We start from the raw sequence: 14619 nt of genomic DNA on the forward strand, positions 1-14619 counted from the left end.
CAATGGACCCGACCATGTCCGCGGGTCGGATCCCCGCAGGGGCTCCGACCCTCGATTTCAGCGGCCGCCGCGTACTCATCGCCGGCGGCAGCAAGGGCATTGGCCGTGAAATGGCGCTGGCGTTTGCCGGCGCCGGTGCGCAGGTCTCGGCCTGCGCCCGCGGCCAGGCCGGCTTGGATGGCCTGCGCGCCGATGCACGGGCGCAGGGCTTCGAACTGCACACATTTTCCGCCGATCTGGCCGATCCCGGCCAGATCCAGGCGTGGCTGCAGGCCGCCGCCGACGCGCTCGGCGGCATCGATGTGCTGGTCAACAACGCCACCGGCTACGGCATGGCCGACGACGAGGACGGCTGGGCCGCCAGCCTGCAGGTCGACTTGATGGCGGCCGTGCGTGCATCGCGCCTGGCACTGCCGTGGCTGCGTGCGTCCAGCGACGCCTGCATTCTCAATCTCTCTTCGATCGCCGCGCAGCAGCCGCGCCCCGGTGGCGCACCCTACGCCGCCGCCAAGGCCGCGCTTTCGCACTACACCACCTCGCAGGCCCTCGCGTTGGCCAAGGACCGGATCCGCGTCAACGCAATCGCGCCGGGCTCGATCGAGTTCGATGACGGCCTCTGGGACCGCCGCCGCACCGAAGACCCCGCGCTGTACCACGGCACGCTGGCGAAGATTCCGTTCGGTCGCTTCGGCCACCCGCGTGAGATCGCCGATGCCGCCCTGTTCCTGTGCTCGCCGCTGGCGCGCTGGATCACCGGCCATGTGCTCAACGTGGATGGTGGCCAGGTGTTGATGGGCTGACACCGGCACTCCGGTAGCTGCCAACCTTGGTTGGCATGCCTTTCGTCGACCAAGGTCGACGCCTACCGTGGCTGAAATGCCTTTCGTCTACCAAGGTCGACGCCTGCCATCGCATCCGCCGGGCATGGGATTGCCCGGGCAGAGGCACTATCATGTGCACACTGCCAAGGAGGACCCCGATGAGCGTGGCACCCCGACAGACAAGCGCCCTGGCCGTGGTCAGCCTGGTCATGGGCATCGCCAGCTGGACCGTCCTGCCCTTCGTGGCCAGCATCGTGGCCATCATCACCGGCCACATGGCCCGCGCCGAGATCCGCCGCCGCCCGCATGAACTGGAAGGCGATGGCCTGGCCGTCACCGGTCTGGTACTGGGCTGGGTGATGGTCGGCGCCGTGATCGCCGCCATCCTGGTCTTCATCCTGTTCTTCGGCGGCCTGGCCTGGCTCGCTGCGATGTCAAACTGACTGCCATGACCGCCTCCGACAGCACTGAACGCTTCAGCAGCCGCGTCGCCGATTACGTCCGCTACCGGCCCGATTACCCACCCGCACTGCTGGAATGGCTGCACGGCCCGATGGGCGTCAGCCGCGAGGCGCTGGTCGCCGACATCGGCGCCGGGACCGGTATTTCCAGTCGCCTGTTCCTGGCCAGCGGCCATCCGGTAGTCGCGGTTGAACCCAACGCCGCCATGCGGGGCGCGGCCGAGGAATGGCTGGCGCCGCAGTACCCGCAGTTCCGTGCGGTGGACGGCCGCGCCGAGGCCACCGGTCTGGACGACGCCAGCATCGATCTGGTCAGTGTCGCGCAGGCCTTCCACTGGTTCGACACCGTGGCGGTGCGCGCCGAGTGGCAGCGCATCCTGCGCCCGGGTGGCCTGGCACTGATCTACTGGAATTCGCGCCTGCTCGATGCCAGTCCGTTCCTGGTCGGCTACGAACAGTTGCTGCTGGATTACGGCACCGACTACTCCGCCGTGGCCGAGCGCTACCAGGACGATGCCACCATGCAGGCCTGGTTCGGCCCCGGCCTGCGCGGCATGGTCGAGCTGCCGAACGTACAGCATCTGGACTTCGATGCCCTGCGCGGGCGCCTGCTGTCCTCCTCCTATGCCCCGCAAGCCGGTCATCCGCGCCACGCGCCGATGATCGACGCTCTGCAGGACCTGTTCGCCGCCCACGCGGTCGACGGCCAGGTCGCTTTTGAATATCGAACCCGAGCCTTCCTCGGCACGCTGGACTGAACCGACGCATGTATTCGCTTGCCCGCCCCTTCCTGTTCTCGCTCGACGCCGAGCGCGCCCACGGCCTCGGCCTGTCCGCACTGGACCTGGCCTATCGCACCGGCACCACGCCGCTGCTGGCCGCACGCATCGCGCCGATGCCCAGCACGGTGTTCGGGCTGACCTTCCCCAATCCGGTCGGCCTGGCCGCCGGCCTGGACAAGAATGGCGAGCACATCGATGCGCTGTTCGCGCTGGGTTTCGGCTTCGTCGAAATCGGCACCATCACCCCGCGCCCACAGGCCGGCAATCCGCAGCCGCGCCTGTTCCGCCTGCCGGAACACAACGCGATCATCAACCGCATGGGCTTCAACAACGCGGGCGTGGACGCGCTGGTGCGCAACGTCGAGCGCGCGCGCAACCGCCGCGGCCTGCTCGGCATCAACATCGGCAAGAACAAGGACACCCCGAACGAACAGGCCGTGGACGATTACATCGCCTGCCTGGACAAGGTGTACCCGCTGGCCGACTACATCACTGTCAACATTTCCTCGCCCAACACCGCCGGCCTGCGTGAACTGCAGGAAGAAACCGCGCTGCGCCAGCTGGTCAGCCAGCTGCGCGACCGCCAGGAAGATCTCGTGGCCCGCCACGGTCGCCGCGTGCCGATGCTGGTCAAGGTGGCACCCGACCTCAGCGAGCGCGACATCGATGCCGCCGCCCGCGTACTGGGCGAACTGCAGGTGGACGGCGTGATCGCCACCAACACCACCATCGACCACAGCAAGGTGGCTGGCGACCCGCTGGCCAACGAAGCCGGTGGCCTGTCCGGCGCGCCGGTGCTGGAGCAGTCCACCCTGGTACTGCGCCGCCTGCGCTCGCGCCTGCCCGAATCGGTGCCGCTGATCGGCGTCGGCGGCATCCTGTCCGGCGCCGATGCCGTGGCCAAGATGGCTGCAGGCGCGGCACTGGTGCAGTGCTACAGCGGCCTGATCTTCCGTGGCCCGGCGCTGGTTTCCGAATGCGTGGAGGCGATCCGTCGCCGTCGCGAAGCGCCGAGCCGCGGCGCGGTGGCGCCGCTGTGAGCGCGCCCATGGATACCGTCGACGGCAACGCCCCGCTGCGCTGGACGCTCACCCGCAATGCGCCGCTGCAGGCCCTGAACACTTTCCATGTGCAGGCCAGCGCCGCTCAGCTGCTGGAACTGCACGATCCCGCGCTGCTGCCGGAGGTATTGGCACTGCCCGAGGTGGCCAGCGGCCCGCTGCTGGTGCTGGGTGCCGGCAGCAACGTGCTGATCGCCGAGGATCTGCCGGGCACCGTGCTGGTGTTCGGCAACCGTGACATCAGCTTCCTCGAGCATCGCGCCGACCATGCCGTGATCCGCGCCGGTGCCGGCGTACCCTGGCACGGCCTGGTGATGTGGTCGCTGCAGGAAGGCCTGTCCGGCCTGGAAAACCTGGCCCTGATTCCCGGCACCGCCGGTGCCGCGCCGATCCAGAACATCGGCGCCTACGGCGCGCAGGTCGGCGAGTTCATCCAGGCCGTCGAAGCCTGGGACTGCCAGGAGCAGGCCTGGGTGCGGCTGGACAACGAACAGTGTGGCTTCGCCTACCGCGACAGCGTGTTCAAGCAGCAGATGGACCGCTACCTGATCACCGCCATCGAACTGAAGCTGCCACTGCTGCATGACCTGCGCATGGACTACGCCGGCATCCGCGAGGAACTGCAGGCGCAGGGTGTGGAATTGCCCAGTGCGGTGGACGTGGCCAATGCGGTGATCGCGATCCGCCGCCGCAAGCTGCCCGACCCGGATGTACTGGGCAACGCCGGCAGCTTCTTCAAGAACCCGGTGCTGCCGCTGGAACAGGTCGACGTACTGCTGCAGCACTTCCCCGAGCTGCCGGTGTTCCCGTCCGACCAGGACGGCAAGCGCAAGGTCTCGGCGGCATGGATGATCGAGTCCTGCGGCTGGAAGGGCTTCCGCGAAGGCGATGCCGGCGTTGCGCCGAGCCACGCACTGGTGCTGGTCAACCACGGCAACGCCACCGGCGCTGAACTGCTGGCGCTGGCGCGACGCATCTCTGCTTCCGTGCTGGAGAAGTTCGGCGTGCCAATCGAACCGGAGCCCCGCCTGCTCGGCGCACAGTGGTGAACACCCCCGCCCTCTCCCCCAGCGCCACCCCGATGCGGGCGGCGCTGCTGATGCTCGGCAGCACGATGGCATTCGGCCTGATGGCGGTGGCGATCCGCTATGCCACGCGCTACGTGCCCACCCAGGAAGTGGCGTTCTTCCGCAACGCCTTCGGCCTGCTGGCGTTGCTGCCGATGCTGCTGCGGCCAGGCCACGCGCCGCTGAAGACCCAACAGCTGCCACGCTATTTCGTACGTAGTGCGATCGGCCTGGGATCGATGCTGTGCGCGTTCTGGGCCCTGGGCCACCTGCCGTTGGCGCAGGCGGTGTCGCTCTCCTACTCCACGCCGCTGTTCGTCACCATTGCCGCCGTGCTGTGGCTGGGCGAGACCGTGCGCGTGCGCCGCTGGGCCGCCGTCGTCGTCGGCTTCATCGGTGTACTGGTGATCGTGCGTCCCGGCACCGCCGGTTTCACCGCTGGCAGTCTGGTCGCGGTGGCCGCTGCAGTGCTGAGTTCGCTGGTGGCGATCCAGATCAAGCAGCTGACCCGCATCGACAGCGCCGACACCGTGGTGCTCTATACCTACGTGTTCTGGGTGCCATTGTCGTTGGTGCCGGCCGTGTTCGTGTGGGTCTGGCCCACCGGCATGGCGTGGCTGTGGCTGCTGGCCACCGGCGTGCTCGGCACCATCGGCCAGCTGCTGTGGACGCGTGCGCTGCGCCTGGGTGAAGTCTCGGCACTGACCCCGATCAGCTTCCTGCAACTGCCACTGGTGACGCTGTTCGGCTGGCTGCTGTTCAACGAAACGGTGGACCGCTGGACCATCATCGGTGCCGGCATCATCCTCGCCGCCAATGCCTACATCGCCCACCGCGAAGCGGTGCTGTCGCGCCGCGCCGCGAGTGCGGCGGCCTCGGCAGCGGCCAAGCCCGCCGAGTAGATCCGCGCCCTGCGCAGACACCGGGGAACCCTGTAGAGTCGAGCCATGCTCGACGCATCGCGCAGCGCGAGGGTTCATCGTAGAAGATGCCATCCACGCATGGCGTGGATCTACAACGCCCGATACACCCGCTCCGCCGCATCGAACACATTGCCCGGTGCGAACTGCTCGCCCAGGTAGTGCAGTGACTGCCGGCGCAACTGCGGCGAACGCTCCTCCCCATCGCTGCCCAGCAGCACCTGCTGGAACTCGATCAGGTCCTGCAGGATGCGCCAATGCCGGTACCAGGCGATCCAGCGCGGATCCCCAAGGTCGCTGCCATAGCCTGCTGCGAAATCGAGCGGATTCTCGCGGCCCCAACGTCCGCCCACGGCACCACCGATGAACATCAGGTCACGCTCGCGCGGTGCCAGCGACAGGCCATCCCAATCAATCAGGTGCAGGCCCCCGTCATTGCCCATCAGCAGGTTGCCGGCATGCAGATCGGTGTGGCACAGGTGCAGGTCTACCGGCACGTCCTGCAAGGCCGCGAGCAGTTCCCGTGCCTGTGCATGCAGCGCTGTGATGCGCGCGTGCTGCTGGTCCCATACCGAAACGAATGCGCGGCCCAGCCCGTCCTTCGCGGCCGCCAGGCCCTCGCCGGCCAGCCATTGCCCAACGGTCTCCAGCGCCGCCGTTTCAAGCCGCACGATCGGCAACGCCTGCTGCAGTTCCGGTGGCAGCCGCGCGCCGTGCAGGCGCCGCAGCACCTCACCCAGCCGCTGCCACTGCGTGCGGCTCAACGCCGCCTCGAACCCGGACTGGCCTTCCACGTAAGGAAACAGGGTGAACTGCAATCCCCAGCGCTGTACCGACGCACCACCGGTCAGTGCCGGCCACGGCGCGACGATCTCATCGATGCCGAGCGTGCCGCGCAACCAGTGCAGGCTGTCCCACACCGTAGGATCGACCTGGTAGGTGCGGCATTTCAACCACCATTGCCCGTGCCGCGCGTCGACGCGATACACGCTGGCATTGGCGTCGGCACCCACCGGGCGCGGCACCACGGCGGTGGCGGTGATGCCATAGGATTGTTGCAGGACTTCGCCGAGATGCTGCGCCGAAGCGAATGACATGGATGCAAGCGGAAAGTGTTACCTGCCGCCACTATCGCAGATGCGCTCGCCACGACACAGACATGTCCGTCACAACATCGCGTCGGCACGACCAAAGAACTAGCCTGCAATACGGCGCATCACCGCCTCCAGTGGACCGCGCGCGAACTGCCATGACCACAGCCACGCCGCAGCGGTCGCCAGCATCAGAAACAGCAGCGCCCACAACAGCACCGACGCCAGCGATGCACGGCCATCGAGCAGGCCCAGGCTTTCCAGCGTGCCCATGCCCAGCAGGATGTGACCCACATACAGGGTCAGGGTCATGCGCCCGGCCGCAGTGAACGGCTCCAGCCAGTCGCCCGGTCGCACGCGCGTCAGCCACAGGCAGGCGGCGATGACACTGCAGGCCGCGCCCGCACCGGTAAGCACGTAGGCGGGTCCTGGCGGCATCGGCTGCGTACCCAGCCACGCCTGCCACGGCGTTCCCTGCGCAATATGCTGCACGCCCTGGCCGGCGCCGATCAGCAACAGCCCCAGCACCAGCAATGCATGCTGCACCCGAGGCTGCGACAACTGAAGGCGCGCCAGCAGCATGCCCAGCAGGAAGAAGCACAGCCACGGCATCAACGGGTGGAAGCCATTGAACAGCAGGTTGCGGGCCGCGCCCGGCCATTGCCACAGACCGGCGTATTCCAGCGTCTGCCAGTTCCAGCCTTCGCTGTAGTTCCAGTGCAGCAACGCCCAGAACGAACAGGCCGCCAGGCCCACGATGCTGGCCAGCAACACCCGCGGCGAGGCACGCAGCCACAGCACTGCCAACGCGAAATACACCGCGTAGTAGTGCAGGATATCGGCCGGGAACAGGGTCAGGTTGAGCAGGCCCAGCACCATCAGGAACAGCGCGCGCCTCCAGGTCTGCACGCTGGCCGGCCACCACCCTTGCCGCTGCGTGGCCAACACCAGGCCCAAGCCAGCCAGCGTAACGAATGTCGCCGAAGCCTTGCCTTCCAGCAGATGGAAGAACCCTGCCAGCCAACCCTCACCCTCTGCCGGCACGGCCATCGCCAGACGGAAATTCACCAGCACCATGCCGGCCAGTGCCAGGTAGCGGGCCAGGTCCAGGCCGTGCAACCGCCGGTCCACGACGCTCATGCGCGTGCCCCGAGCAGCAGCGCGAGCAGGCCAAGATCCAGCGATGCCTCATTGGTGCCCTCGGCTTCGCCCAGCCCCCGACGCAGTGCGTCGCTTTCGATGGCATCCAGCAGCACCTGCGCCTGCAGTGCCGGCACCAGTACGGGACGCCGACGTTCGCGCTGTGCCATCTGCTGCAGGGCTTCGGCCAGCATCGCCTGCAAGTGCCTGCGATTGGCCGCGAAGGCCTCGGCCACGGCCGGATTGCGTGCGCTCTCGGCCAGCACCTCCACCGCAAGTGTTGCCCATTCCGGCTGCCGGCACAGCGCATGGAAGTCCTGCAGGAAGGCCATCACCTGTGTGCGTTCGCCATCGGACGCGGCCAGTCGCTGCAGCAACGGTGCCAGTTCTTCGCTCTCGGCCACCGCCACCGCAAGGATGATCGCTTCCTTGCCCGGGAAGTGGTTGTAGAGATTGCCCAGGCTGACGCCGGCCGCCTGCGCGATGTCACGCATGCTGGTCTGGTGGAATCCCTTCACGAGGAAGCACTGCAGGGCGGCCTGCAGGATCTGCGCGATGCGTTGCTCGTTGCGGTCGGCTCGGTTCATGGCGCAAATAGTGAACGAACGTTCGTACAATTGGAAGCTGACGAACCGGCCGACGCCGGGCTCCGTTCAGCCAGCCTTGACCTCAACTGCGGTTGAGGCCCGATGCTGCGCGGCCCGTCCCAAGCTCAACCCGGAGTAGCTGCATGCCACGGATGATCACTACCCTGCTCGACAGCCGCGTGCTGTGGTTCCTCGCCCGACTGCTGCTGGCCGTGGTGTTCCTGTCCTCGGGCCTGGCCAAGCTGCTGGCGTGGGACAACAGCGTGGCCGAAATGCAGGCGGCCGGATTGCAACCGCCTGTGCTGTTCAACATCGCCAGCGCCGTGGTGCTGCTGGGCGGCGCACTGTGCCTGCTGCTCGATCGCCTGCTCTGGCTGGGCAGCGGCGCGCTGGGCGTGTTCATGCTGCTGACCATCGTGATCGTACACACCTTCTGGAGCAAGCACGGCGCCGAACAGCAACTGGCCCTGTTCTTCGCGTTGGAGCACCTGAGCGTGGTCGGTGGCCTGATCTGTGCGGCCATCGCCAGCCATGCGCGGGCTCAGAAGAACTCGTCGAGCAACCGGTAGAACGCCAACCGTCGTTCGTCGGCAACCATGCCGTAGCGCTTGAACAGCGGCGCCACCCAACGCGTGTTGTCGAAATTGTAGACAAGGCTGCGCGCGGCCAGCGCCAGGTCCTGGTAGCGGTCGGCCACACCCAGCCGGCCACAGTCGATGAAGCCACTGAAGCGGCCCTCGACCGCCATCAGGTTCGGCAGGCAGGCGTCTCCGTGGCTGACTACCAGGTCTTCATGGTCGGGCCGGGTGCTGCACAGTTCGGCGAAGACCTGCTCCGGACTCTGCCCCAGGCGCTCATCATCGAAATCATCGGCATCCACCAGGCCCGCTTCGACGCGGGCCTGCGCGGCCTGCAGGCGCGAGACCAGTCGCTGGTCGAACGGGCAGGCTGTCACCGGCAACCCATGCAGCCCGCGCAGCGCGTCGGCCAGCAGATCCACCAGCTGCTGCGGCGTGAGTTCCGGCGACGAGGCCAGGTCGCGGCCAGGCAGCGCGCTCATCAGCAACCAGCGCCGGCCCGCCTCTTCGGCAGTGGCAATCACCGTTGGCGCCGGTTGTCCCTGTGCCTGCAGCCAACGCAGGCGCGCGATCTCATCGCCCAGCTCACTGAAGGCGTCGATCACTTCCGACTTCAGGAAGGCATCGGCCTGGCCCGGCCGATGCACGCGGGCAACATCCGCACGCGACACACCGATCGATTGCCGCTGGATGCGCGCATCGGCCAACGCCTCCTGCCACGCCCACGGCAGCGGCATGTCATCAGTGGTGGGGTTGGGCGCTTCCATGTCGAGGTGTTCCTGTTGCCGGTGACCCCACGGATTCTCGCTCATCCTGCACGGACCGCGGCCAACAGCAGCGCGGAAAAGTACATGCCCGCACCGAACACGCTGTGCGTCACCAGGCTGCGCAGGCGCGCCTTGCCCGGCGCCGGGGACTTTGAAGCGGCAATGCCCGCGCCCATGCCCGGCTGCAGGATGAGGAACGGTGCGGCGACGCTGAGGAGACCGAAGGCCAGCGCCGGCCACAGTGTCGGCGCCTGCACCCAACAGTTTCCCACCACGGCCAGCAACAAGGCGGCGAAGATCACCCCGGTCACGTAATGCGCGGTCCAACCCAGCGCGCGCTCGCCACTGACCGCTGCCGAGCGGCCGATACCGTCGTGGCGGAAGCGCCCGCGCGGCAGATGCCCCAGCCAGCGGCCCACCATCGCGAAATCCAGCGAGGGAATGCCAAGCAACCGTCGCTGCAGCAGGGCCCACAGATCCATCACCGCGGTTGCGCCCACGCCGATTACCACCACATCCATCACGAATGTCGCCAGGCCAGCCATATCGCATACCTTCAATTATTTGCTTGAATGATAGAGCGATGCTAGCGTGCCGGCCATGAACACCGCAACCGAGCCGCCACCCTCACCGCTGGAGGCCCTGGCCGAGATCGCCCGCACGCTCGGCCACGCCCATCGCCTGGCCCTGCTGGAGCACATCGCCCAGGGCGAGCGCGCAGTGGAGCGCCTGGCCGAACTGACCGGACTGTCGGTCGCCAATACCTCCCAGCATCTGCAGCAGCTGCGCCGTGCCGGCCTGGTGCAGACCCGTCGCGATGGCAAGCGCATCCTCTATCGCAGTGGTGATGGCCCACTGGGCAACCTGCTGGCCGCGCTGCGCGACTATGCCGACCACCAGCGCAGCGAGATGCACGGCGTGATCCACGACAGCCTGCAGCGCCGGGATGCTCTGGAAGGTCTGACTGTCGAGCAGTTGCTGGAACAGCGCGGCAGCGTGGTGCTGCTGGATGTGCGGCCGCGTGAGGAATTCGATCTGGGCCACCTGCCCGGCGCGCTGAACATTCCCGTTACGGAACTGCGTGCACGGATGGACGAACTGCCGCGTGCCGTCCACATTGTCGCGTACTGCCGCGGTCCCTACTGCGTGCTGTCCAACGATGCGGTGGCGATGCTGCGCGAGGCCGGACTGACCGCGCAGCGGCTCGCTGCCGGTTACCCCGAATGGAAGGCGGCCGGCCTGCAGGTGGACCTGCCCCGGCCCTGAGCGAGACCGTTGTCATGGATGATGCGTTTGCCCCGTTGATCGATGCGACCTGGCGCGGCATGTTCGCCGGGCAGCGCACGCTGCCGGACGATTCACAACTGCAGTTGGCGTGCAGCGATGACCTCGATGAGGGGGAGGACGGCATGCTGCTGCAGCCGGTTTCCGGCCCTGCGCGCTTGCTGCTGCGCCCCGCCCTGGCCGCTCGCCTGCAACTGCACGCGCAATCGCACTGGACGCTCCCGCAGCTGCAACAGCGCCTGCAGCAGCTCGGCCAGCGCACGCACGGCGCGGATCGCGTCTTCTACTTCCCTAGCGCCGAACTTGCGGCCCTGGCCGAGCGGCCTGCATCGCCGCATATCCGCCGTCTCGGCCCGGCCGACGCCGTCGCGTTCGATGTGTTCCAGGCCAGCGCGAGCGAGGAGGACCTCGATGCTGCCTGGGTCGAGCTGGACCACTGGCAGGTCTTCGGCGCCTTCGACGGCGAACAGGTGGTCGCGGCCGGCAGCCTGTATCCGTGGAGCCTGGGTCCGGCACTCGCCGACATGGGCGTGCTGACACTGCCCGGAGCCCGTGGCCGTGGTCATGCACGCCTGCTCGTGCAGGCCATGGCCGTATCCGCCCACGCCGCCGGGTTGCAGCCACAGTACCGCTGCCAGCTCGACAACACGGCCTCGATCATCACCGCTGAGCGCAGTGGTCTGCGCGCGTTCGGTGACTGGGACATCATTCTGGCGGCCGCGTGAGGCCGCCGCTGCACAACAAGGAAGCAACATGAAGCTGATGATCATCGGCGCCAGCAGAGGCCTGGGGCGCGCATTCGTGGAAGGCCTGTGCGGCCCGGGTGACACTGTGATTGGTGTCTCGCGCAGCCGCCCGGGCGACATTGCATGCCCCGAAGGCGTCACCCTGCACTGGATCGAAGCCGATCTGTCCCAGCCGACCGTGGCTGCCGACCACATCGCAGCACAGGCACCTGCCGATCTGGATGTGCTGATCCACAACCTGGGCATCTGGGAAGAGACCGCCTTCAGCGACGAGTACGCCTTCCTCAACGAAAGCGACGCCGCACTCACCCAACTGATCGACGTCAACATCACCGCCACCCTGGTGCTGCTGCAGCGCCTGCTGCCGCGAGTGCTCGGCGCACCACGCCCGCAGCTGGTGCTGACCGGCTCGACCTCGGCACTGCCACGCAGCGGCCGCCCGGAAGTGGCGTTCGGCGCATCCAAGTTCGCGCTCAACGGCATCGCCGATGCACTGCGCGAGGGCTTCCGCGATCGCCGCCTGGCGGTGACCAGCCTGCAACTGGGCTACCTCAACACCGACGATGCACTGACGGTGCCGGTGGCCGAGGCCGCAGCGCGCGGCGACGGCGAGCTGGTGCCGGTGCACGACGTTGTTACGATGGTGCGCGCGCTGCTGCAGTTGTCACCGTCCGGCTTCGTGCGCGAACTGGTGCTGCCGGCCATCGCCGACCCGCGCTACTGACCGGGGCTGCACAGGCCAGGCTCACCCTCTTCGTGCAACAGGTACCCAAGCACGATGGCGGTCAGCACGGTCGCCATCGCCAGAACAAACAGTTGGCCACGGACGGCCTCCATGTATGCCTGGGCCAGCGCCGTTCTCGAAACGCCGGGCAACGCCTCCACCGCTCCGCCAAGGTCGCCCATGGACAGCCGGTGCACGGCGGCACGTGCCACGACACCGGCTTCCAGCGCTACGCTCCCGCCAATCCGGGCTGAAAGCATGATGCCGACAAGCGCGAGGGCAATGGAATCACCTGCCAGTCGCATCGCATTGAAAATGCCAGCGGCCATGCCCGCCTGCTCTTTGCCGACCACACTGACCGCCAGGCCATCCATGATCCCCCAAGGCAGACCGATGCCGATCCCGATGACCAGCATCGGCATCCAGCGCACAGAAGGTAGCTGGAACACCTGCGCCAGCCATGCCAGCCCAAGCGCGCCGATCAACAGGCCCGCACAACACAGCGTCCGCGCCGGAATCCAGCGCAGCAGGTGACCCGCAACCAGGGGAACAACCAGCAATGGCGCAGACAGTGCTGCCATCGCCAGTCCAGCCTCGGTGGGCCGCAGCCCTTCAACACCGATGAACCCCGCCGGCAGCACCACCAGAAGGACGACGTACGAGAACGCAGGCGCAGCGGCGAGAATCTGCACGCCAACAAAGCGCCGGTTGCGGAACAGGCCGAGATCCAGCAGGGGTGTTCGATGGGAGCGCTCCACGGCAATGAACACGCCCAGCAACACCACCGGGAGCGCCAGCAGTACCAGCGTCTGCGGATGCAGCAGGCCGCGTTCCGGCAGCACGATCATGGCGTAGGTGAGTGACCCCAGCGCCAGCATGAAGGTGACGGCGCCAAGCCAGTCCAGGCGAGGCGAACCGGCGCTCTTCGATTCGACGGATGACAGGGCGACCAACGGTACGGTCAGGGCAGCCAGCAACGCAGGCAGGAAGAACACCCATTCCCAGCCCAGCGCATCGATCAACCCGCCTGCCAGCAGCGGACCGCCTGCGGCTCCTCCACCAAAGGTGGTGCCGATCAGGCTGAACACCCTGGCCCGCGCCTGGCCGTCGAACACCTGCGCCAGCGACGCCATCGCACCGGCAAACGCCGCCGCCGCGGCCATTCCCTGCAGCAGCCTCATGGCATTGATCCACGCCACATCGGGCATCAGGGGAATCAGGCCGGTAACGATCGCGAACAGCAGGCCACCCAGGATCCAGATCCTGCGCCTGCCATACATATCGGCCAGTCCGCCGGCCACCAGCGTCGTACTGCCGTAGGTCAGCAGGTAGGCGTTGATCACCCAGGACAATTCTGCGGGAGACCCGCCCAGCGCGGCCCGGATTGCAGGAATGCCCACCGCGGGGCTGGCGATGCTCAGTGGAATGGTAAGGGCCGTCAGACAGCCTGCAAACACCACTCCAAGGCGTGATGATCCGGCCGTCCCAGCAGAAGCAACAGACATGTCGAAGAAGCTCCAGCGTGGCCAAGCGCCACGGCATTGATGCTATCGACGACGCTATTGCAGAAGAATCCACCCATATGTCCATGCTTTAATGACTCAAATGTCATCAATGGCCACCTATGGACAGCTTTGCCGGTCTCAGCCTCTTCGTTCTGGTCGCCGGGGCACGCAGCTTCGCGGCCGCAGCGCGACAGCGTGGCATCACCCCTTCGGCGGCAAGCAAGACCATCGCCAGGCTGGAGGAGCGTCTGGGCGCCCGCCTCCTGAACCGCAATACCCGCAGCGTCAGCCTGACTGCCGAAGGCGAGCAGTTCCTTGAACGCTGCCGTCGCATCATGACCGAGGTCGCCGCAGCGGAGCGCGAGCTGACCGACGCCCATGCCGCGCCCAGCGGTCGTCTGAAAGTCAGCCTTCCGCTGGTAAGTGGACTGATGCTGCCCGTGCTTTCGGCGTTTGCACGCCGCTTTCCCGCCGTCGAACTCGACCTGCACTTCAGCGACCGTCTTGTCGATGTCATCGAAGAGGGCTTCGACGCCGTCGTTCGCACCGGCAGTCCCGCCGACTCCAGACTGCACGCCCGCAACCTCGGCAGCACCCGGCTGCTGTGCGTCGGTGCCCCTGCGTACTTCTCGAACCGCGGCACGCCACAGCACCCGGACGAGCTGGGTGGGCACGCATGCCTTCTCCATCGTTTTCCCGGCACCGGCCTGATCGAGCGATGGCCGCTGCAGGCAGACATGGGTGGCCATGACCTGCGGCTGACGCCCGCGATGACCGCCAATCATCTTGAGACCATCCTGCACATGAGCCTTGATGGCCACGGCATTGCGTGCCTGCCGGACTTCGCCGTTCGGGATGCGCTCGACCGCGGCGCGCTCGTCAGTGTTCTGGACGCCTGGAATACCGAACAAAGCACCTTCTGGGCACTCTGGCCAGGCCATCGCCATCAGCAACCGCGGGTGCGCGCCTTTGTCGATTTCATGGCCGATCACCTCCTTCCCTAGGGCGGCCAGTGCAATTGAACCCGCGCGCGGCTGCGACTACCCTGCTCGTCACTGGCCGTCGGTCACAGGCGGGAACCTGCT

The 14619-nt window shown here is 67.2% G+C and carries 17 protein-coding genes; 11 read left to right on the forward strand and 6 right to left on the reverse strand.

Annotated features, from left to right (window positions below; genetic code table 11):
- Positions 1–14: 14 nt before the first annotated feature.
- The 6 genes from D5301_RS04530 to D5301_RS04555 all read left to right on the forward strand — a co-directional run bounded on the left by D5301_RS04530 (position 15) and on the right by D5301_RS04555 (position 5094).
- Positions 15–800 (forward strand): SDR family NAD(P)-dependent oxidoreductase, encoded by a 786-nt coding sequence (locus D5301_RS04530; RefSeq protein ID WP_153854959.1) that lies wholly within the window; start codon positions 15–17, stop codon positions 798–800.
- 179 nt (positions 801–979) lie between these two features.
- The gene (locus D5301_RS04535; protein WP_010484694.1) at positions 980–1264 is read left to right on the forward strand and encodes a DUF4190 domain-containing protein; all 285 of its coding nucleotides are present in this window, start codon (positions 980–982) and stop codon (positions 1262–1264) included.
- Between the two features lie 5 nt (positions 1265–1269).
- Positions 1270–2040 (forward strand): class I SAM-dependent methyltransferase, encoded by a 771-nt coding sequence (locus D5301_RS04540; protein ID WP_153854960.1) that lies wholly within the window; start codon positions 1270–1272, stop codon positions 2038–2040.
- Positions 2041–2048: 8 nt separating this feature from the next.
- On the forward strand, positions 2049–3104 hold the full coding sequence (locus D5301_RS04545) for a quinone-dependent dihydroorotate dehydrogenase (protein ID WP_153854961.1): 1056 nt from the start codon (positions 2049–2051) through the stop codon (positions 3102–3104).
- Positions 3105–3112: 8 nt separating this feature from the next.
- Positions 3113–4174: a UDP-N-acetylmuramate dehydrogenase gene (gene murB, locus D5301_RS04550; RefSeq protein ID WP_153854962.1), complete on the forward strand. Its 1062-nt coding sequence runs from the start codon at positions 3113–3115 to the stop codon at positions 4172–4174.
- Positions 4175–4206: 32 nt separating this feature from the next.
- Positions 4207–5094 (forward strand): DMT family transporter, encoded by an 888-nt coding sequence (locus D5301_RS04555; RefSeq protein WP_032129732.1) that lies wholly within the window; start codon positions 4207–4209, stop codon positions 5092–5094.
- Between the two features lie 110 nt (positions 5095–5204).
- On the opposite strand, the gene D5301_RS04560 is transcribed toward D5301_RS04555, so the two are convergent.
- The 3 genes from D5301_RS04560 to D5301_RS04570 all read right to left on the reverse strand — a co-directional run bounded on the left by D5301_RS04560 (position 5205) and on the right by D5301_RS04570 (position 7930).
- Positions 5205–6209 (reverse strand): aminoglycoside phosphotransferase family protein, encoded by a 1005-nt coding sequence (locus D5301_RS04560; protein WP_153854963.1) that lies wholly within the window; start codon positions 6207–6209, stop codon positions 5205–5207.
- A 99-nt stretch (positions 6210–6308) separates the two neighbouring features.
- On the reverse strand, positions 6309–7343 hold the full coding sequence (locus tag D5301_RS04565; protein WP_153854964.1) for a heparan-alpha-glucosaminide N-acetyltransferase domain-containing protein: 1035 nt from the start codon (positions 7341–7343) through the stop codon (positions 6309–6311).
- Positions 7340–7930: a TetR/AcrR family transcriptional regulator gene (locus D5301_RS04570; RefSeq protein ID WP_153854965.1), complete on the reverse strand. Its 591-nt coding sequence runs from the start codon at positions 7928–7930 to the stop codon at positions 7340–7342. Before D5301_RS04570 ends, D5301_RS04565 begins: the two co-directional genes overlap by 4 nt.
- Before the next feature lie 143 nt (positions 7931–8073).
- On the opposite strand from D5301_RS04570, the gene D5301_RS04575 reads away from it, so the two are divergent.
- Complete coding sequence (locus tag D5301_RS04575; RefSeq protein WP_153854966.1) at positions 8074–8499, forward strand: DoxX family protein; 426 nt, start codon at positions 8074–8076, stop codon at positions 8497–8499.
- Here D5301_RS04575 and D5301_RS04580 read toward each other — a convergent pair.
- Both D5301_RS04580 and D5301_RS04585 read right to left on the reverse strand, forming a co-directional pair.
- Positions 8472–9275: an APH(3')-II family aminoglycoside O-phosphotransferase gene (locus D5301_RS04580; protein ID WP_153854967.1), complete on the reverse strand. Its 804-nt coding sequence runs from the start codon at positions 9273–9275 to the stop codon at positions 8472–8474. The two genes, D5301_RS04575 and D5301_RS04580, sit on opposite strands and share 28 nt — an antisense overlap.
- Positions 9276–9316: 41 nt before the next feature.
- Positions 9317–9820, reverse strand: a complete 504-nt coding sequence (locus D5301_RS04585) for a DUF2938 domain-containing protein (RefSeq protein ID WP_153854968.1) — start codon at positions 9818–9820, stop codon at positions 9317–9319.
- A gap of 55 nt (positions 9821–9875) precedes the next feature.
- Between D5301_RS04585 and D5301_RS04590 the strand changes: the two genes are divergently transcribed.
- The 3 genes from D5301_RS04590 to D5301_RS04600 are packed head-to-tail and all read left to right on the forward strand — an operon-like array spanning position 9876 to position 12029.
- Complete coding sequence (locus D5301_RS04590; RefSeq protein ID WP_153854969.1) at positions 9876–10541, forward strand: metalloregulator ArsR/SmtB family transcription factor; 666 nt, start codon at positions 9876–9878, stop codon at positions 10539–10541.
- A gap of 14 nt (positions 10542–10555) precedes the next feature.
- Positions 10556–11284 carry a GNAT family N-acetyltransferase gene (locus tag D5301_RS04595; protein ID WP_153854970.1) on the forward strand — a complete coding sequence of 243 codons (729 nt, stop codon included), beginning with the start codon at positions 10556–10558 and terminating at the stop codon, positions 11282–11284.
- A 28-nt stretch (positions 11285–11312) separates the two neighbouring features.
- Positions 11313–12029: an SDR family oxidoreductase gene (locus D5301_RS04600; protein WP_153854971.1), complete on the forward strand. Its 717-nt coding sequence runs from the start codon at positions 11313–11315 to the stop codon at positions 12027–12029.
- Here the strand turns inward: D5301_RS04600 and D5301_RS04605 are convergent.
- The gene (locus D5301_RS04605; protein ID WP_153854972.1) at positions 12023–13534 is read right to left on the reverse strand and encodes an MFS transporter; all 1512 of its coding nucleotides are present in this window, start codon (positions 13532–13534) and stop codon (positions 12023–12025) included. The genes D5301_RS04600 and D5301_RS04605 overlap by 7 nt on opposite strands.
- 119 nt (positions 13535–13653) lie before the next feature.
- Between D5301_RS04605 and D5301_RS04610 the strand changes: the two genes are divergently transcribed.
- Entirely contained in the window at positions 13654–14538 is an 885-nt protein-coding gene (locus D5301_RS04610) for a LysR substrate-binding domain-containing protein (RefSeq protein ID WP_153854973.1), read from the forward strand.
- Positions 14539–14619 lie beyond the last annotated feature (81 nt).

This window comes from Stenotrophomonas sp. MH181796 (genome assembly GCF_009659995.1).
Classification (GTDB): domain Bacteria; phylum Pseudomonadota; class Gammaproteobacteria; order Xanthomonadales; family Xanthomonadaceae; genus Stenotrophomonas; species Stenotrophomonas riyadhensis.